The organism is Streptomyces avicenniae (assembly GCF_000719135.1).
GTDB lineage: Bacteria > Actinomycetota > Actinomycetes > Streptomycetales > Streptomycetaceae > Streptomyces > Streptomyces avicenniae.
Window position 1 is genome coordinate 453305 of sequence record NZ_JOEK01000009.1, and the last position, 17691, is coordinate 470995.

Annotated in this window: 17 protein-coding genes; 12 read left to right on the plus strand and 5 right to left on the minus strand. The window is 73.5% G+C overall.

Annotated features, from left to right (window positions below):
- Positions 1–22: 22 nt before the first annotated feature.
- From IF27_RS17015 to IF27_RS17035, 5 genes are all read left to right on the plus strand, one after another.
- Complete coding sequence (locus IF27_RS17015) at positions 23–1393, plus strand: NtaA/DmoA family FMN-dependent monooxygenase (protein WP_052850433.1); 1371 nt, start codon at positions 23–25, stop codon at positions 1391–1393.
- A gap of 5 nt (positions 1394–1398) precedes the next feature.
- Positions 1399–2007: a GNAT family N-acetyltransferase gene (locus IF27_RS17020; RefSeq protein ID WP_110945981.1), complete on the plus strand. Its 609-nt coding sequence runs from the start codon at positions 1399–1401 to the stop codon at positions 2005–2007.
- Complete coding sequence (locus IF27_RS17025) at positions 2004–3119, plus strand: amino acid ABC transporter permease (protein WP_110945982.1); 1116 nt, start codon at positions 2004–2006, stop codon at positions 3117–3119. Before IF27_RS17020 ends, IF27_RS17025 begins: the two co-directional genes overlap by 4 nt.
- Complete coding sequence (locus IF27_RS17030; RefSeq protein ID WP_052850434.1) at positions 3116–3892, plus strand: amino acid ABC transporter ATP-binding protein; 777 nt, start codon at positions 3116–3118, stop codon at positions 3890–3892. The genes IF27_RS17025 and IF27_RS17030 overlap by 4 nt, the downstream gene beginning before the upstream one ends.
- A gap of 126 nt (positions 3893–4018) precedes the next feature.
- Positions 4019–5017, plus strand: coding sequence for an ABC transporter substrate-binding protein (locus IF27_RS17035; RefSeq protein WP_052850435.1), 999 nt, complete (start codon positions 4019–4021; stop codon positions 5015–5017).
- A gap of 58 nt (positions 5018–5075) precedes the next feature.
- Here IF27_RS17035 and IF27_RS17040 read toward each other — a convergent pair whose 3' ends face one another.
- Positions 5076–5297: an Atu4866 domain-containing protein gene (locus IF27_RS17040; protein ID WP_052850677.1), complete on the minus strand. Its 222-nt coding sequence runs from the start codon at positions 5295–5297 to the stop codon at positions 5076–5078.
- Between the two features lie 178 nt (positions 5298–5475).
- On the opposite strand from IF27_RS17040, the gene IF27_RS17045 reads away from it, so the two are divergent.
- Complete coding sequence (locus IF27_RS17045) at positions 5476–6309, plus strand: helix-turn-helix transcriptional regulator (protein ID WP_052850436.1); 834 nt, start codon at positions 5476–5478, stop codon at positions 6307–6309.
- 21 nt (positions 6310–6330) lie between these two features.
- Here IF27_RS17045 and IF27_RS17050 read toward each other — a convergent pair whose 3' ends face one another.
- Together IF27_RS17050 and IF27_RS17055 are read right to left on the minus strand one after the other, a co-directional pair.
- Positions 6331–7056 (minus strand): Atu4866 domain-containing protein, encoded by a 726-nt coding sequence (locus IF27_RS17050; RefSeq protein ID WP_052850437.1) that lies wholly within the window; start codon positions 7054–7056, stop codon positions 6331–6333.
- 27 nt (positions 7057–7083) lie between these two features.
- Positions 7084–8478 carry an amidohydrolase family protein gene (locus IF27_RS17055; RefSeq protein ID WP_052850438.1) on the minus strand — a complete coding sequence of 465 codons (1395 nt, stop codon included), beginning with the start codon at positions 8476–8478 and terminating at the stop codon, positions 7084–7086.
- A gap of 233 nt (positions 8479–8711) precedes the next feature.
- On the opposite strand from IF27_RS17055, the gene IF27_RS17060 reads away from it, so the two are divergent.
- Positions 8712–10931, plus strand: coding sequence for an NADP-dependent isocitrate dehydrogenase (locus tag IF27_RS17060; protein ID WP_052850439.1), 2220 nt, complete (start codon positions 8712–8714; stop codon positions 10929–10931).
- 96 nt (positions 10932–11027) lie between these two features.
- Here IF27_RS17060 and IF27_RS17065 read toward each other — a convergent pair whose 3' ends face one another.
- Positions 11028–11831: an SAM-dependent methyltransferase gene (locus IF27_RS17065; protein ID WP_052850440.1), complete on the minus strand. Its 804-nt coding sequence runs from the start codon at positions 11829–11831 to the stop codon at positions 11028–11030.
- A gap of 130 nt (positions 11832–11961) precedes the next feature.
- On the opposite strand from IF27_RS17065, the gene IF27_RS17070 reads away from it, so the two are divergent.
- From IF27_RS17070 to IF27_RS17090, 5 genes are all read left to right on the plus strand, one after another.
- Positions 11962–12225 carry an acyl carrier protein gene (locus IF27_RS17070; protein ID WP_052850441.1) on the plus strand — a complete coding sequence of 88 codons (264 nt, stop codon included), beginning with the start codon at positions 11962–11964 and terminating at the stop codon, positions 12223–12225.
- Positions 12222–13415 (plus strand): beta-ketoacyl-[acyl-carrier-protein] synthase family protein, encoded by a 1194-nt coding sequence (locus IF27_RS17075; protein ID WP_052850442.1) that lies wholly within the window; start codon positions 12222–12224, stop codon positions 13413–13415. Before IF27_RS17070 ends, IF27_RS17075 begins: the two co-directional genes overlap by 4 nt.
- Positions 13416–13447: 32 nt before the next feature.
- Positions 13448–14674 (plus strand): cytochrome P450, encoded by a 1227-nt coding sequence (locus tag IF27_RS17080; RefSeq protein WP_052850443.1) that lies wholly within the window; start codon positions 13448–13450, stop codon positions 14672–14674.
- Positions 14675–14811: 137 nt separating this feature from the next.
- Entirely contained in the window at positions 14812–15609 is a 798-nt protein-coding gene (locus tag IF27_RS17085) for an endonuclease I family protein (RefSeq protein WP_052850444.1), read from the plus strand.
- A gap of 77 nt (positions 15610–15686) precedes the next feature.
- Positions 15687–16208 carry a GNAT family N-acetyltransferase gene (locus IF27_RS17090; RefSeq protein WP_052850445.1) on the plus strand — a complete coding sequence of 174 codons (522 nt, stop codon included), beginning with the start codon at positions 15687–15689 and terminating at the stop codon, positions 16206–16208.
- 9 nt (positions 16209–16217) lie between these two features.
- On the opposite strand, the gene IF27_RS17095 is transcribed toward IF27_RS17090, so the two are convergent.
- The gene (locus IF27_RS17095; RefSeq protein ID WP_052850446.1) at positions 16218–17042 is read right to left on the minus strand and encodes an SAM-dependent methyltransferase; all 825 of its coding nucleotides are present in this window, start codon (positions 17040–17042) and stop codon (positions 16218–16220) included.
- Positions 17043–17691 lie beyond the last annotated feature (649 nt).

A 17691-nucleotide genomic window follows, 5' to 3' on the forward strand; every position in this document is an offset into this window, starting at 1 on the left:
CCTCCAGGATCGGACAGCGTCCATGAGCACGGCAGCGAAGAAACAGATCGTCCTCGGCGCCTTCGTCAACGGCGTCAACCACACGACCGTCTGGTCCGACCCGCAGGCGGGGAGCCAGATCGACTTCTCGACGTTCCGGCATGTCGCGCAGACGGCGGAGCGCGGCCGGTTCGACTTCTTCTTCCTGGCCGAGGGGCTGGCGCTGCGCGAGCGGGGCGGCCGGGTCTTCGACCAGGACATCGTCGGACGCCCCGACACGTTCCCGGTGCTCGCGGCGCTGGCCGCCGTCACCGAACACCTCGGCCTGGTGGGCACGTTCAACGCCACGTTCAACGAGCCCTACGAGCTGGCGAAGCAACTCGCCTCGCTCGACCACCTGTCGGGGGGCCGCGCGGGCTGGAACGTCGTCACGTCCTTCGACGCGTTCACCGGGCAGAACTTCCGGCGCGGCGGCTTCCTCCACCGGGACGACCGGTACGTGCGGGCGCAGGAGTTTCTGGCCGCCGCGCGTGAACTGTGGGACTCCTGGGCCGAGGACGCGATCGCGGCCGACAAGGACAGCGGCACGTTCCTGCGCCAGGCGGACGCCGGTGCGTTCGCCGTGCAGGGCAAGCAGTTCGGCATCGAGGGACGCTTCGCCACGCCGCGCGGCCCGCAGGGCCACCCGGTGGTGCTCCAGGCGGGCGTCTCGCCGCAGGGACGCGAATTCGCCGCGGGCGGCGCGGACGCCGTGTTCTGCCCGCTGCAACCGCTCGACAAGGCGCAGGAGTTCTACCGAGACATACAGGAACGGGCCACGCGGCAGGGGCGCCCGGCCGGATCCGTGAAGCTGCTGCCGTCGGCGACGGTCGTCCTCGGCGACACCGAGGAGGAGGCGGCCGAGCGGCACCGGGACATCGTGCTGCGGCAGATCAGCGGGCAGACGGCGCAGATCCTGCTGGAGACCGTCTGGAACCGCGACCTGTCCGGCTACGACCCCGAAGGGCCGCTGCCCGACGTGGACCCCGACCCGGCGGGCCCCCGCGTCATCCAGGGGCGGGCGAACATCTTCCAGGACCCGCACCGGACCGTCGCCGAGTGGCGCGGCATCGCGGAGGCGAACGGGTACAGCCTGCGCGAGCTGGCGATCCACGTCTTCGGGCGCGCCGAGTTCGTCGGCACGCCCACGGGGATCGCCGACCGGCTCGACGACTTCGTGCAGCAGGGCGGCTCCGACGGCTACATCCTCGGCTCGCACCTCGTGCCGTCAGGGCTCGACGAGTTCGTGGACAAGGTCGTGCCGCTGCTCCAGGAACGGGGCTCGCTGCGCACCGAGTACACCGGCTCGACGCTGCGCGAGAACCTGGGCATCCCGACGCCGCGCGCGGCGAGCGGGCAGCCGGTGGCGGGCTGACGCCGATGCCGGACGCAGGAGGAGCACCCCCCGTGACCACGGTCCGCCGCCCGGCCGCCGACGGCCTCGCCGTCAGGGCCGTCACGCTCTCCGACCCCCTGTGCGCGACGATGCTGCGCGAGCTGGAGCACGAGTACGTGACGCGCTACGGCCCGATCGCCTCCGACGAGATGGCGCGCTACCCCGACGCCGAGTTCGCCCCGCCGGACGGCCTCCTGCTGCTCCTGCTGCGCGACGGCGAGCCGGTGGCGGGCGGCGCGTACCGCAGGTACGACGGGCACAGCGCCGAACTGAAGCGCATCTGGACGCACTCGGGCCACCGCAGGAGCGGTCTGGCGCGCCGGATCGTGCAGGAGCTGGAGCGGGCCGCCGCCGCGCGCGGCTACCGCCGCGTGTACCTGACGACGGGGCCGCGGCAGCCGGAGGCGCGGGCCCTGTACCTGGCCGCCGGGTACACGCCGCTGTTCGACACGGCGGCCGACCCGGAGACCATCGGGCCGCTGCCCTTCGAGAAGCACCTCGGCCGGGGCGCCCCCCGTGCCGCCACCACCACCGCCAGCACCGTGACCGCCGCAGGGCCGGGCGCCGCAGAACCGGGGAGGACCCGACCATGACTTCGGAAGCCGACAGAGGCGGCGCGCCGCCGGGCTCCCCGGGGGAGGGGGCCGCGCCGTCCGCCGTCGCGGCGCCGCCCCCCGCGCCCGCGCCCGCCGCGCCGGGACCGCCGGACGGGCCCCGCGAGCGGCAGGGACGCCTGGCGCCCGACGACGAGGTGAGCGGCCTGCGGATCGTGCCCGCCCGGCACTACGGCCGCTGGCTGGCCGGGGCGGCGATCCTCGTGCTGGTCGCGCAGTTCGTCAACGGCCTGGTCACGAACCCGGCGTGGGACTGGCCGGTCTTCTTCGACTACCTGCTGGCCGACAGCGTGCTGCGCGCGGTGTGGGTGACCGTCCAACTGACCGTGTACGGGACGCTGCTGGGCTTCGCCCTCGGCGTCGTGCTCGGCCTCATGCGGCTGTCGCGCAGCTACGTGCTGCGCAGCGTCGCCTGGGCGTACGTGTGGGCGTTCCGGTCGATCCCGCTGATCGTGCAGCTGCTGTTCTGGTTCAACCTGGCGTACCTGTACCGGGAGTTGGGATTCGGCATCCCGTTCGGTCCGGTGCTGTGGCGCGTGGGGACGATGGACCTGATCGGCGCGATGACGGCCGCCGTCATCGGGCTGGCACTGCACCAGGCGGCGTACGCGGCGGAGATCGTGCGCGGCGGCGTGCTGGCGGTGGACGCGGGGCAGCGGGAGGCCGCGGCGGCGCTGGGCATCCCCCGGGTGCGGCAGTGGCGGCGCATCGTCCTGCCGCAGGCGATGCGCGGCATCCTGCCGAACGCGGCCAACGAGATCATCTCCCTGTTCAAGGGCACGTCGATCGTCTCGGTGATGGCGATCGGCGAGCTGTTCTACCAGGTGCAGGTGGTCTACGGGCGCAACGGCCGCGTCGTGCCGCTGCTGATGGTCGCGACGGTCTGGTACATCGTGCTGACGACGGTGCTGACCGTCGCGCAGTACTACGTGGAGCGGCGGTTCGCCCGGGGGGCGACGTCGCACGCGCCGCAGAGCCCGGCGCGGCGGCTGCGGAAGGTCGCCGGGGACCTGCGCGCGGGCGCCGCCCGCAGGCGGGGGCGGCTGCCGGGCGAACGGGGCACGGAACCGGCCGCGGGAGGCGCGCGATGAGCGGCGCGGCGGGCGGCGTGATGGTCGATGTGCGCGGTGTCCACAAGGCGTTCGGCACGCTGCCGGTGCTGCGCGGGGTGGACCTCCAGGTGCGGGCCGGCGAGGTGACCGTCGTCATCGGGCCGTCGGGCTCCGGCAAATCGACCCTGCTGCGCGGGATCAACCACCTAGAGAAGCTGGACAGGGGCTCGGTGCGGATCGACGGGGAGCTGATCGGCTACCGCCGCTCGGGGCACGTCCTGCGCGAGCTGAAGGAGCGCGACGTGCTCAGGCAGCGGGCGCACATCGGCTTCGTCTTCCAGAACTTCCATCTCTTCCCGCACCTGACCGTGCTGGAGAACGTCATCGAGGCGCCGCTGTCCACGCTGCGCAGGCCGCGCCGTACGGCCGTGGCGCAGGCGCGCGCGCTGCTGGAGCGGGTGGGCCTCGCGGACCGGGAGGCCGACTACCCGCGGCACCTGTCGGGCGGGCAGCAGCAGCGTGTGGCGATCGCCCGCGCGCTCGCGCTGGAGCCGAAGGTGCTGCTGTTCGACGAGCCGACGTCCGCGCTCGACCCCGAGCTGGTCGGCGAGGTGCTCGGCGTGATCAAGGACCTGGCCCTGGCGGGCACCACGATGATCGTGGTCACCCACGAGATCGGCTTCGCCCGTGAGGTGGCCGACACGGTGGTCTTCATGGACCAGGGCCGGATCGTCGAGCAGGGCCCGCCGCCCGAGGTGCTCGACCGGCCGCGCCACGAGCGGACGCGGGCGTTCCTCTCGAAGGTCCTGTAGCCACCCACCCACACCTGCCCGTTCCCCGCGCCGCACCGGCCGGTGGGCGGGCCTGCCCCCACGGCGCACCTTTTGCACCTTTCGCCCCACATTTTTTCGTTACCGACCCGACCGGAAAGTACTGCCATGACTCCTCGAACCGCCCGACGCCGGACCGTCGCCGCCCTCACCCTCGTCCTCGCCGCAGGGCTGGCCGCCTGCGGCGATCCGGACGAGTCGGGAAACGGCTCAGGCGGCTCCGCCTCAGGTGACGCCGCCGACTCGGGCGACGCCGGTGTGAACACCAGCCCCGACCAGGACCGCGTCCGCACCGACGAGGTCGCCGACATCGTCGCCCTCCTCCCGGACGAGATCCGCGAGCGCGGCACGCTTGAGGTCGTGAACTCGGTGGGCGCCGTGCCGCCGCTGAACTTCTACGCGAGCGACGACGAGACCGTGATCGGCGTCGAGAGCGACCTCGCCGTCCTGGTCGGCGACGTGCTCGGCCTTGAGGTGAGCTTCAACACCGTGGACTGGGCCAACATCTTCGTCGGCCTGGACAGCGGCCAGTACGACGTCGGCTTCTCCAACATCACGGTGACCGAGGAGCGCAAGGAGAAGTACGACTTCGCCACCTACCGGCTGGACAGCCTGGCGTTCGAGACGCTCGCCGACGCGGACTGGACGGTCGAGGGCCCGGCGGACGTCGCGGGCCGCACCATCGGCGTCGGCTCGGGCACCAACCAGGAGCAGATCCTCATCGAGTGGAGCGAGGAGAACGTCGCCGCGGGCCTCGAACCCGTGGACATCGCCTACTACGCGAACCCCACCGACTACTACCTCGCGCTCTCCTCGGGACGCCTCGACGCCTACCTCGGCCCGAACCCCAGCGCCGCGTACCACGCCCGCGTGAGCGGCGAGACGAAGGTCGTCGGCGTCTTCTCCGGCGGCGGCGACGCGCTCCAGGGCGAGATCGCCGCGACCACGCAGAAGGACAACGGCCTGGTCGAGGCGCTCGCGGCGGCGCTGAACGAGGTGATCGACAACGGCACGTACGCCGAGGTCCTCGACCGCTGGGGCCTGGCGGACGAGGCCCTTGAGGTCTCCGAGATCAACCCGCCCGGCCTGCCCAGGCCCGAGGAGTGACGGGCGTGGCGCGGCAGGACACGTCGGCGTCCTGCCGCGCCGCGCGCGGTGCGGGTGCTCAGGCCCGTTCCTCCCGGTACAGGACGAGGTGCTCGTGGAAGAGCACGCCGTCACGGATGTCGCCGGTCGCCGTGAAGCCGGTGTCATCGACGTAGTCGAGGTGGTCGCCGGTCACCGTGTACCGGCCCGTGTAGGCGCTGCGGCGATCGCCGCGGGCCTCGTCGTAGCGGCCGTCGGGCAGCAGCTCCTGACGGATGTGGCCGTCGGCGGTCACCCACATCCCGACCACGTCCGCCCGTCCGCCGCCCGTCCGCTCCGGTTGTGACTCCACCAGGTCCCCTCTCGCTCTCGGTCGTCGAGGACGAGCCTGGACGACCGCGCCAGGACCTGCCAGGACAGGCGCTGCCGGGGTACCGCGCACCCAGGCACGCGGCCGGGGCGCGGCATAGCCTCAAGGGGTGACCGGCAACGCTCTCGGGGACTTCCTGCGCACCCACCGCGCCCGCCTGCGGCCCGACGACGTCGGGCTCGCGTCGTACGGCGCGCGGCGGGTCCCGGGGCTGCGGCGGGAGGAGGTCGCCGTCCTGGCCGGGATGAACAGCGACTACTACGCCCGCCTCGAACAGGGCCGCGAACGCGGCCCCTCCCCGCAGATCCTCGACGCCATCAGCCGCGCGCTGCGGATGGACGACGAGGCGCGCGCGCACCTGTACCGGCTGGCGGGCAGCGCGCCTGAGGGCGCGTGGCGGCAGCCGCGGGAGACGGTCGATCCCGCGCTGCGGCAGCTGCTGGAGGGGTTCACGGGCGCCGCGGCGTTCGTCCTGAACCCGGCCACCGACCTCCTGGCGGCGAACGCGCTGGCCGACGCCCTGTTCTCGCCGTTCGAGAACGCGGACAACCTCGCCCGCATGACCTTCCTCGACCCGGCCGCACGGGAATTCTTCGCGCCGTGGGAGCGCGCGGCCGAGGCGGTCGTGGCCGGTCTGCGGCACGCCACGGGCCTGCATCCCGACTACCGGCGGCTGCGCGCGCTGGTCGGGGCGCTGGCCGGGGCGAGCGAGGAGTTCGACGCGCTGTGGTCCGCGCAGACCGTCCACGGGAAGACCCGTGCCGCCAAGGGGTTCGTCCACCCCGACGTCGGGCCGCTCACCGTGACCTTCCAGAGCTTCGACGTCCGGGGGGCGCCGGGGCAGCAGTTGGTGGTCTACCACGCCGCGCCGGGGAGCCCCGCGGCGCAGGCGCTGTCGCTGCTCGGCAGTCTGCACGCCACCAGGCGCCCCCGGGAGCGGTAGGCCCCCGGGGGTGGGGGGTGGTCAGCGGCGGGTGAAGCGGTAGCCCGCGTGGTGCAGGGCCCCGTCCCGGAACTCGCCGAAGGCCCAGAAGCCCAGGTCGTCGAGGTAGTCGATGCGGTTGCCGTTGATCCAGTAGCGGCCCTGGTAGGCGCTGGGGCGGTCGCCGCGGGCCTCGTCGTAGCGGCCGTCGGGCAGCAGTTCCTGGCGCACGAATCCGTTGTCGTCGATCCACAGCCCGAGCAAAGGATGTGCCGGGTCGTGGTCGGGCAGGTCTTCGGGGGGCGCGGCGGTGGCGTGGCCGGCGGCGTCGAGGGGGCGGCCGTCCCAGAGGCGGACCCGCCCGCCGGTGACCAGGACGTCGAGGTGGGTGCCCCGGCCCGGCACGGCTCCGCCGGGGGTGCCGGGGGCGTCGGCCAGGCGCAGTACGGCGATCTCGGCGGCCTCGCCGGGGGCGAGCGTCGCGCCGGTGCCCGGCGCGGTGAAGTCGGCGGCGGCGGGGAGGACGAGGGTGCCCGCGCAGTCGATGACGAGGGCGTGGTCGTCGCCCGCCGCCGTCAGCAGACCGGGGCCGACGCCCGCGATCACGGACCCGCCGATGAGGACGTCGGCCTCCTGCCAGTCCCCCGTCAGCGGATGGCCGGTGATCACGACGCCGCCGCTCAGCAGCAGCGGACGGCCCTTCGGGTCGCGCAGGTCACGCGCGACGGACGGGTCGCGGCGCGGGTTCGTACGGAAGACGTCGCTCATGGCGGTACCTCGATCTGTCGGGGGCGGTCAGGCCGCGGAGGCCGCGAGGATGTGGTCGCGGGAGGCGTGGACCTCGTCGCGCAGGGCGGGCAGGTCGATGTCGAGGACCTGGCCGTTCCACTTGCGGGGCTCGCCGTTGACGAGGACGGCGCTGATGTTGCGGGCGTCCGAGCCCAGGACGACGGTGCCGATCGGGTCGTTGAGGGGCATGGTGTTGAGGTCGTCGGCCCGGATGACCAGGAGGTCGGCCTTCTTGCCGGGGGTGAGCGAGCCGGTGACGGCGCCCAGGCCGTTGGTCCTGGCGCCCTGGAGGGTGGCGAAGTCGAGCACGTCGTGCGTGGTGATCCGTACCGGCCGCCGGTCCGTGCCGTGGACGGCGTTGACCGCGCGCATCCGCTGGATCGTGTGCAGGGCCCGCATCTGCGTGAACATGTCGCTGGCCAGGGCGACTTCCACGTCGATGCTCAGGCCGGGGCGCACACCGACCGACAGGGCCTCGTCGATGGCGGGGACCGCGGAGTCGAGGCCGATCTGGGCGTCGGAGGTGGGGGCCAGGGCGACGGTGGTGCCGGAGCCCCCGATCGCCCTCCACGCCTCGCGGGTCAGCCCGGTGGCGTGGACGAGCGTGACGTCCGCGCCGAGGAGCCCCTGCCGCTCCCAGCCCAGGACGGCCCGGGACGAGGAGTCGCCGAGGACGGCGTCGATGCTCACGCCGATCCCCAGGTCCCGTGCGACGCGGGCGAGTTCGGGGCCGTAGGCGAGGGCGGGCCCGGCGGTCTCGTCGGTGGCAAGCGCCGCCAGGCGCAGGGTGAGCAGCTGGTCGTCGGTGGCGAAGTACTCCTCCCGCAGGCGGGCCAGGTCGCCGGGCCACTGCCCGGCCCAGTCGCCGAAGTGCGGGCCCATGGAGGCGTGCACGCCCCGGATACCGGTGTCGGCCAGGGCCTGGACCGCGGCGTCGGAATGCGCGGGGGTGCGGGAGTTGTGGGAGAAGTCGAGCATGCAGGTGATGCCGCTGTCGATCGCCGTCAGCGCGGCCAGCCTGGTCCCGACGTACATGTCGTGCGGCCGGTAGACGGTGGCGTGGCCCGCGAGCGTGGCCCGCACGTAGGCGCCGAGGTCGTGGACGTCCGGCATGATGCGGCGCAGCTGGGTCTCCCAGGCGTGCCGGTGGGTATCGACGAAGCCCGGTGCGAGGACGGTGCCGGTGGCATCGACGACGACCGCGCCGTGCCGGTCGGGGCAGGCGCCGACCGCGGCGATCGTGTCGCCCTCGACGAGCAGGTCGGCGCGGTCGAGGACGCCGAGGCCGGGGTCCATGGTGACGACGGTCGCGCCGGTGAACAGGATGCGCCGGTCCGGCCGTCCTGACCGGCGGCGGAGCTGTGCGAGCACGGCGGGGTCGGTGGTGTCCGAGGGGGTCAAGGGGAGGTCCTGTCCTTCGTGCCGGGCGGGGAGGCCCGCGCGGAGTGGGTGACGGCCTCCAGCGTCGGCCCGGCCGACGGCGGCAACCAGGCTGCCGTCCACCCGGGTACGGCGCACCCGGGCGGGCCGCCACCCCCGGCCCCCGGCCGGAACGCGCGGTGCCCTGTCGAGCGCGCACCGGACACGAGATATCTTGATGTCGAGCAATGTTGCAGACGTGGAGCGGAGCACCGGTGACTGACTCGACCATCATCTACACCCACACCGACGAGGCCCCGGCCCTCGCGACGTATTCGTTCCTGCCGGTGGTCGAGGCGTACGCCTCGACGGCCGGGGTGCGCGTGGAGAGCCGCGACATCTCGCTGGCGGGCCGGATCATCGCCGGTTTCCCGGAGTGGCTCGCGGAGGACCAGCGCATCGACGACGCGCTCGCCGAGCTGGGCGCCCTCGCGGGCACGCCGGGGGCGAACATCATCAAGCTGCCGAACATCTCGGCCTCGATCCCCCAGCTCAAGGCGGCCGTCGCCGAGTTGCAGAAGCAGGGCTACGCGCTGCCGGACTACCCGGACGACCCGCGCACGGACGAGGAGCGGGACATCCGCGCCCGCTACGACAAGGTCAAGGGCAGCGCCGTCAACCCGGTCCTGCGCGAGGGCAACTCCGACCGCCGCGCGCCCGCGTCCGTCAAGAACTACGCGAAGAACCACCCGCACCGGATGGGCGCCTGGTCGGCCGACTCGCGCACGAACGTCGCCCACATGACGGCCGACGACTTCCGCTCCACCGAGAAGTCGGCCGTCGTCGCCGCCGACGGCACGCTGCGGATCGAGCTGGCGGGTGACGACGGCGCCACCACCGTGCTGCGCGCGTCGGTCCCCGTGCTGGCGGGCGAGATCGTGGACGCCTCGGTGCTGCGGGTCGCGGCGCTGCGCGAGTTCCTGACGGCCCAGGTCGCGCGGGCCAAGGCGGAGGGCGTGCTGTTCTCCGTGCACCTGAAGGCCACCATGATGAAGGTGTCCGACCCGATCGTCTTCGGTCACGTGGTGCGCGCGTTCTTCCCCGAGACGTTCGCCACCTGGGGCGAGACCCTCGCCACGGCGGGGCTGACGCCGAACGACGGTCTCGGCGGCATCCTGAAGGGCCTGGAGTCGCTGCCGGAGGGCGCCGACATCAAGGCGTCGTTCGAGGCCGAGCTGGCCGCGGGCCCGGCCCTCGCCATGGTGGACTCCGACCGGGGCATCACCAACCTCCACGTGCCGAGCGACGTCATCGTGGACGCCTCCATGCCCGCGATGATCCGCACCTCGGGACACATGTGGGGCCCGGACGGGCAGGAGGCCGACACCCTGGCCGTCATCCCGGACAGCAGCTACGCCGGTGTCTACCAGGTCGTGATCGACGACTGCCGCGCGCACGGCGCGTTCGACCCGGCCACCATGGGCTCGGTGCCGAACGTCGGCCTGATGGCGCAGAAGGCCGAGGAGTACGGCAGCCACGACAAGACGTTCGAGATCCCGGCCACCGGCACCGTCCGGGTGCTCGCCGAGGACGGCACCGTCGTCCTGGAGCAGGCCGTGGGCGCGGGCGACATCTTCCGCATGTGCCAGACGAAGGACGTCCCGGTCCGCGACTGGGTGAAGCTGGCCGTCGGCCGCGCGCGCGCCACCGGCGTCCCCGCGGTCTTCTGGCTGGACGAGGACCGCGCGCACGACGCCCGCCTCATCGAGAAGGTCCGCGCGTACCTGCCCGAGCACGACACCGACGGGCTGACGATCGAGATCCTGGCGCCCGAGCAGGCGACCGCGTACTCGCTGGAGCGCATCCGCCGGGGCGAGGACACCATCTCCGTCACCGGCAACGTGCTGCGCGACTACCTGACCGACCTGTTCCCGATCCTGGAGCTGGGCACCAGCGCGAAGATGCTGTCGGTGGTCCCGCTGATCAACGGCGGCGGCCTGTTCGAGACGGGCGCGGGCGGCTCCGCGCCCAAGCACGTGCAGCAGCTCGTCAAGGAGAACTACCTGCGCTGGGACAGCCTCGGCGAGTTCCTGGCGCTGGCCGTCAGCTTCGAGCACCTGGCGCAGACCACGGGGAACGCGCGGGCCCAGGTGCTCGCCGACACCCTCGACCGGGCGACCGCCACGTTCCTCGACGAGGACAAGTCCCCCAGCCGCAGGATCGGCGGCATCGACAACCGCGGCAGCCACTTCTACCTGGCGCTGTACTGGGCGCAGGAGCTGGCGAAGCAGACCGACGACCCGCAGCTCGCCGAGGCGTTCGCCGGGCTCGCCGGGACGCTGACCGAGCAGGAGGCGACGATCGTCGGCGAGCTGGCCGCCGTGCAGGGCGCGTCCGCCGACATCGGCGGCTACTACCAGCCCGACCCGGAGAAGGCGGCGGCCGTGATGCGCCCGTCGAAGACGTTCAACCAGGCGATCGACTCGCTCGCCTGACGTCGCGCGGCGCCGTACGCCCCGGCCGGGGTTCCTCCCCCGGCCGGGGCGTACGCGTTCCGCGCGTCAGGCCCGCTCACCCCCGTGCGGCGGCCGTCACGGCACGCGGGCGACCCCGCCCATGCCGACGCTCGGCGGGTAGTCCCCCACCGCGACGTCGGGACGCCACTCGGGCATCGGCACCACGCCGGGGTCGAGCAGGTCGAGCCCGTCGAAGAAGGACGTGATCTGCTCGGGCGAGCGCAGGATGTACGGGACGGCGCCCGTGTCGTTGTAGTCGTCCTGCGCGGCGATCAGCTCGGGGTCGCGCGCCGCGCCGTGGCTGAGCATGAGGTAGCTCCCCGGGCACAGCCCGCCCACGAGGCGGCGCACGATGTCCCGCGCCACCTCGAAGTCGGTGACGTGGCCGAGGACGTCGGAGAGGATCAGCGCCGTCGGGCGGCCGAAGTCCAGCGTGCGCGCGGCGCCCGCGAGGACGGTCTCCGGGTCGTGCAGGTCGGCGTCGATGTACTGGGTGGCCCCCTCGGGCACCGACGTCAGCAGGGCCTGCGCGTGGAGGAGGACCAGCGGGTCGTTGTCCACGTACACGATCTTGCTGGTCGGCGCGACGCGCTGCGCGACCTCGTGCGTGTTGTCCACCGTGGGCAGCCCGGTGCCCACGTCGAGGAACTGGCGTATGCCCGCCTCCCCGGCGAGGTGACGGATCGAGCGCGTCAGGAAGTAGCGGGAGGCACGGGCGACGGCGTCGATGTCGGGGACCGTGCGGCGGTACGCGTCACCGGCCTCGCGATCGACCTGGTAGTTGTCCTTGCCGCCGAGCCAGTAGTTCCAGATGCGCGCCGAGTGCGGCACCGTCGTGTCGATACCGGACGGGCCGGCCTGCGTGTCGGACGTGCTCATGGTGGTCTCTCCGCTCCGTTCAGGGCCTACGGGGGTCCTCCAGGACATGATCCCGCAGTAACCACGGGTGCCCAACCTCGTTAGGGAGAAGGGTGCTTCGGGGACATGTCCGAGTTTCGAGGGATGATTCATGTACGAGACGCTGGCCGCGCTGCTGATCGAGGAGTTCGGGTGCGAGCCGGACGCGGTGACGCCCGAGGCCACCTTCAGGCGGCTGGAGCTCGACTCCCTGTCGCTCGCCGAGCTGGCGGTGCTGGTCGCCGACCGGACGGGCGTCCTCGTGGAGGACTCCGACCTCGGGCTCGACACCACGCTGGGCCGCGCCGCCGCGGAGTTCACCGCCGCGTCCACCGTGCCCTTCCCGCCCTCGCCGCCCGCCGGGAGCGCGGCGTGACGGGCGACGGCACGGCCGACGTCGCCGTCACCGGCCTCGGGCTGGTGACGCCGGGCGGCATCGGCGTGCCCGGCGCGTGGGACGCGGTGTGCCGCGGGCTCCCCACCGCCAGGCATGACCCCGAACTCGCCTGCTCCGTAAGGGACTTCGACGGCGACGGGCTGCTCGGACGGCGGCTCGCGCGGCGGCTGGACCGCGTCGCGCAGTTCGCGGTCGTCGCGGCGCGGGAGGCGGTCACGATGGCCGGTCTCGCCGGGCGTGGCTGGGACGCGCGGCGGGTCGCCGTGCTGTTCGGCGCGAGCGGGTCGAGCTTCCAGGGGCTGACCGACGCCTACCCCAAGCTGCTCGCCGGACGGACGGCGACGATCTCGCCGCTCCTGCTGCCCCGCTCGCTGCCCAACGCGCCCGCCGCCGAGGTCGCGCTCGACCTCGGCGCGCGCGGCCCGGCGTTCGCCACCTCGGCGGGCTGCGCCTCGGCGCCCCTCGCCGTCGGGATCGCCCGCGACCTGCTGCGGTCGGGAGCCCTCGACGTCATCGTGGCCGGAGCTGCTGAATCGTTGCTCCACCCGCTGACCACGGCGGGCTTCGCGCGGCTCGGCGTCGTGACGCGCAGCGCGGCCCGGCCGTTCGACGCGGCCAGGGACGGCTTCGTCCCGGCCGAGGGCGCGGGCGTCCTGGTGCTGGAACGCGCCGGGTACGCCCGCGCGCGCCGGGCGCAGGTCCTCGCCTGGCTCGCCGGGCACGGCGCGGCGGGCGAGGCCCACCACCCCACCGCCCCGCACCCGGACGGCACCGGCGCGGAGCACGCCGTACGCGCCGCGCTGGCGGCGGCCGGACGGGAACCGCGCGCCGTCGAGCACGTCAACGCGCACGGCGCCGCCACGCGCGGCGGCGACAGCGCCGAGGCCGTCGCCCTCGCCCGGCTCCTGCCGCACCGGCCGCCGGTGACGGCCACCAAGGGCACGCTGGGACACGCGGGCGCGGGCTCCGGCGCGATCGAGACCGTCGTCACCGCCCTCAGCCTGCGCGACCAGCTGATCCCGCCCACCGCAGGACTCACCCGCCCCGACCCCGCGTTCTCCCTCGACGTCGTCACCGGCGCGCCCTGGCGCCGGACGCTGCGGACGGCCGTCTCGGTCTCCACCGCGCTCGGCGGCCAGAACGCGGCCCTGCTCCTCCTGGCGGCCTGACCGGCCGCCCCGTCACCCGCACGAAAGCAGTCATGCACACCCTCACGGCCACCGCGCCCCCGTCCTCCCGCACCGTCGAGACCGTCAGGCTGCTGCTGCGCCTGCGCGCGACGAGCGACCCCGCCGCCGTCTACGAGCAGCTGCGGGCCCTCGGCCCCGTCCTGCCGGTGCCCTGGTTCAGGTCCCTCCTCGTCACCGGCTACGACGAATGCCGCACGATCCTGCGCGACCCGGCGTTCGTCATGCCGGACACGGACTGGCGGGACCGGCACCAGCCCGGCTGGCGCGCGCACCCCGCGATGCGCGCGCTGTACACGTCGCTGCTCACGTCCAACCCGCCGCACCACACGAACCTGCGGGCCGGTCTCGCGCCGCTCTTCTCGCGCACGGCCGTCGCGACCCTGCGCCCGGCCGTGGTCGAGCTGACCGAGACCTGTCTCGACAGCCTCGCCGTGGCGCTGCGCACGGGGGACGCCGACCTTGCGGCGCACGTGGCGGAGCCGCTGCCCTCGCGGGTGATGTGCGCCTGGCTGGGGCTGCCGGAGGAGGACGCGCCCGTGCTCACGGGGCTGTCGCGCCGCTTCGCGATGGCGCACGAGCTGTCGCCGAGCGAGGCGCAGCTCGCGGACGCCGACCAGGCGTACGCCGAGCTGCGGACGTACTTCGAGCCGCTGGTGCGGGCGCGCGGCGACGCGGCGGGGAGCGGCCTGCTGGCACGCTGGGCCGCCCGCGCGCCGCTGGACGACCACGACTTCGGGGTGAACGCGGCGCTGCTGTTCGTGACCGGTTTCGAGACCACGGCGGCCCTGATCGCGACGCTCACCCGGATCGTCCTCGAACGGCCGCCGCTGGCCGACCGGTTGCGGGACGCCCCGGCCGACGAGGTCGCGGACGCGGTGGAGGACATGATGCGGCGCCACCCGCCCGCGGCGCTGGTCAGCAGGGTGGCGCGGGAGGAACGGACGCTGGCCGGTGTGCGCGTGCCGCGCGACCAGCTCCTGCACGTGATGCTCGGGCCCGCCAACCTCGACCCGGCGGCGGGCCGTTCTGCGGCGGCGCACCTGTCGTTCGGCAGCGGCATCCACTACTGCCTGGGGGCCTCGCTGGCGCGGATGGAGCTGTCGGTGTTCCTGCCCGCGCTGCTGCGGCGTTTCCCGGCGCTGCGGCTGGCGGCGGCGCCGGAGCCGTGCGACGGGCTCGCGCATCCGCAGACGCCCCGGATGCTGGTCACGGAGCAGGTGGCGGTGGGGATGTTCTGAGGGCGTGCCCGGTGTCCGCGGGGCGGGCGCCGGGGTCCGGGCGGGGTGACGCGCGTAGTTTCCGGCCTGCGCGTGGCAGGTACATATCAAAGTACTGGTCATGACCGACCCGGTCCCCCCACGGAAAGGCCCTCTCCATGCGGATACCGCTGGCCACCGGCGCCCTGGCCCTCGCGCTCGCGCTCGTCGCCCCCGTGCCCCACGCCTCGGCCGACGGCGCCGGAAGCCCCGACGCCCACCGCGCGGCAGCCGGTTACTACGACGACGCCGAAGGACTGACCGGTGGCGCGCTGCGCGACGCGCTGCACGACATCGTCGGCACGGGCGTGACGACCCTGACGTACGCGCAGGTGTGGGACGCCCTCAAGGTGACGGACCGCGCGCCGTCCGACCCGGACAGCGTCGTCCTGTTCTACACCGGGCAGTTGCGCGACGCGGACGAGAACGGCGGCGCCGTCGGCGACTGGAACCGCGAGCACCTGTGGGCGCAGTCGCACGGCGACTTCGGCACAGGACGCGGCCCCGGCACCGACCTGCACCACCTGCGGCCGACCGACGTACAGGTCAACAGCACGCGCGGCAACAAGGACTTCGACGACGGCGGCTCCCCCGCCCAGGGCGCGCCGGGGAACTACACGGACGGCGACTCGTGGGAGCCGCGCGACGCCGACAAGGGCGACGTGGCCCGGGCGCTGTTCTACCTCGCGGTGCGCTGGGACGGCGGCGACGGCTTCGCCGACCTGGAGCTGAACGACGCGGTGGACAACGGCGGCAGCCCGTACATGGGGCGGCTCTCGACCCTGCTCGAATGGCACGAGGCGGACCCGCCGGACGCGTTCGAGGAGCGGCGCAACGAGACGATCTACACGTCCTACCAGCACAACAGGAATCCGTTTATCGACCATCCGGAGTGGGCCGCCGAGATTTGGGGCTGAGCGGCGGGCCCCGAGCGGGCAGTATGGGCCGCCGGGGCCCGTGACGACCGACGCGGGCCGGGAGCGGGAGACGCGCGATGCCGGTGATCGAGGGGCACGGGGTACGGCTGCGGGACGCCGGGGAGGGCGACCGGGAGCGTTTCACGGCGGTGCTCGACGCCCCGGGCGTGCGGAAGTGGTGGGGCGACCCGGCGGAGGCGGTGGACGAGTCGTGCGCGCCGCCCGAGGGAGCGTGGTGCGTGGCGGTGGAGCACGGCGGGCTCGTGACCGGTCTCGTGCAGGTGTGGGAGGAGACGACGCCGGACTACCGGCACGCCGCGCTCGACATCGCGGTGCACGAGGACTTCCACGGGCGCGGGATCGGGGGCGCGGCGCTGTACCTGGTCGCGCGCCACCTGTTCGAGACCGTGGGGCACCACCGGCTGACGATCGATCCGGCGGTGGCGAACGAGGGCGCGGTGCGGCTCTACCGGCGGCTCGGCTTCCGGCCCGTGGGCGTCATGCGGGAGTACGAGCGGCGCGCGGACGGGTTCACGCGCGACGGGCTGTTGATGGACATGCTGGCGGGGGAACTGGTCGCTCCCCCGCCGGCGCGGTGATCCGCGGGGTCACGCCTTGCGGGCGACGCCGCCCGCCATCAGCTGCTGGGCCACGTCGAGGGGCAGCGCCACGGGGCCGTCGGGGCGCCACAGCGGCAGGGAGACCACCCCGGGGTCGAGGAGGTCGAGGCCGTCGAAGTAGGCGGTGATCTCCTCGATGGTGCGGAAGCGGCCGGTCCCGAGGAAGTCCAGCATCGTCACCTCGACGGCGCGGGCCTCGGGGCCGGTGTCGCAGAAGCAGGTGAGGACGAGGTAACTGCCGGGCGGCACGGCGTTCATGTAGGCGTTGACGACACCCTGCGGGTCCTCGTCGTCGTGGAGGTGGTGCAGGATGCCGACCAGCATGACGCCGACGGGCTTCGAGAAGTCGATGAGGCGCTGGACGCTGGGGTGCGCCAGGACGGCGGCGGGGTCGCGGAGGTCGGCGGTGACGACGGCGGTGCGGTCGTTCTCCTCCAGCAGCGCGCGGCCGTGGGCCAGGACGATGGGGTCGTTGTCCACGTAGACGACGCGGGCGTCGGGGTTCTCGCGCTGGGCGACCTGGTGGGTGTTCTCCAGGGTGGGCAGACCGGCGCCGAGGTCGAGGAACTGGTCGATGCCCACGGCGTCCGAGGCGAGGTGGCCCACCATCCGGCCGAGGGCGGCGCGGTTGTACCAGCCGACGTCGCTGATGTGCGGCATGTTGCGGCGCACCTCGTCGGCGACGACGCGGTCGATCTCGTAGTTGTCCTTGCCGCCGAGGACCGCGTCGTAGACACGGGCGATGCTCGGCCTGCTGAGATCGATCTCCGGGGCCGTGCCGCTGGCCGGTGTTCCGCCGTGCTGATCCGTCATCGCGGACCTCCCATCTCTCCGGTGCCGTCCGCGTTCCGGACGCCCCGCGCGCGTGCCGGGTCAGAGTAACGCGCGGGAGGGCGGGTGAGGCGGTTCGATGATCACCAACTCGCCCTGTCGGGACGCAAGTTATCGATCTGATATGCGAGGGGCACGGCGGGCGGACGGTCCGTCGAGGGCGGCGGGGCCGCCGAGGGGGTGAATACCGGGAGAAATGCTCTTGCCCTCGCCCATTACGGAGAGTAATGTTACCCGTGCGTTGAGGGAAACGCGGAGCGCGGGGCCCGAGACCGGAAAGGATGGGCGGTTTCGTGTGGTGGGTGTTCGAGGAATACGGCGGCGACATCGGGAGGGCCGGACCTGACCCCGCATTGCCGGGCCGATGGCCGGGCAAGCGGGCGGTCACACGTCGCCGTACGGGCACGGTGGTGCCGTTTCGGGTTCACGCTCCGGACGTCGGGGAGGAGCAGCCACGATTTCCGGGCGGTCGGCGGACCGCCGAATTGGGTGATTCGGCGGACACGGGCCGGGAGAAGCGTGCTTCGGCCCCGGAGTGGGGGCCGGTCATTCGGGCGGCCCTGGCCTTTGACGAAGAGCCGTTCCGGTGGGGAAACCGGGGACGGATACGTGCGGCGGGCCGGGGCGGAGG

What these genes read in the sequence shown, in the direction of transcription:
- IF27_RS17035 (WP_052850435.1), top strand. Translation starts at nt 4,019, where the DNA reads ATGACTCCTCGAACCGCCCGACGCCGGACCGTCGCCGCCCTCACCCTC.
- IF27_RS17030 (WP_052850434.1), top strand. Translation starts at nt 3,116, where the DNA reads ATGAGCGGCGCGGCGGGCGGCGTGATGGTCGATGTGCGCGGTGTCCAC.
- IF27_RS17015 (WP_052850433.1), top strand. Translation starts at nt 23, where the DNA reads ATGAGCACGGCAGCGAAGAAACAGATCGTCCTCGGCGCCTTCGTCAAC.
- IF27_RS17080 (WP_052850443.1), top strand. Translation starts at nt 13,448, where the DNA reads ATGCACACCCTCACGGCCACCGCGCCCCCGTCCTCCCGCACCGTCGAG.
- IF27_RS17090 (WP_052850445.1), top strand. Translation starts at nt 15,687, where the DNA reads ATGCCGGTGATCGAGGGGCACGGGGTACGGCTGCGGGACGCCGGGGAG.
- IF27_RS17040 (WP_052850677.1), bottom strand. Translation starts at nt 5,297, where the DNA reads ATGTGGGTGACCGCCGACGGCCACATCCGTCAGGAGCTGCTGCCCGAC.
- IF27_RS17070 (WP_052850441.1), top strand. Translation starts at nt 11,962, where the DNA reads ATGTACGAGACGCTGGCCGCGCTGCTGATCGAGGAGTTCGGGTGCGAG.
- IF27_RS17050 (WP_052850437.1), bottom strand. Translation starts at nt 7,056, where the DNA reads ATGAGCGACGTCTTCCGTACGAACCCGCGCCGCGACCCGTCCGTCGCG.
- IF27_RS17095 (WP_052850446.1), bottom strand. Translation starts at nt 17,042, where the DNA reads ATGACGGATCAGCACGGCGGAACACCGGCCAGCGGCACGGCCCCGGAG.
- IF27_RS17025 (WP_110945982.1), top strand. Translation starts at nt 2,004, where the DNA reads ATGACTTCGGAAGCCGACAGAGGCGGCGCGCCGCCGGGCTCCCCGGGG.
- IF27_RS17065 (WP_052850440.1), bottom strand. Translation starts at nt 11,831, where the DNA reads ATGAGCACGTCCGACACGCAGGCCGGCCCGTCCGGTATCGACACGACG.
- IF27_RS17085 (WP_052850444.1), top strand. Translation starts at nt 14,812, where the DNA reads ATGCGGATACCGCTGGCCACCGGCGCCCTGGCCCTCGCGCTCGCGCTC.
- IF27_RS17020 (WP_110945981.1), top strand. Translation starts at nt 1,399, where the DNA reads ATGCCGGACGCAGGAGGAGCACCCCCCGTGACCACGGTCCGCCGCCCG.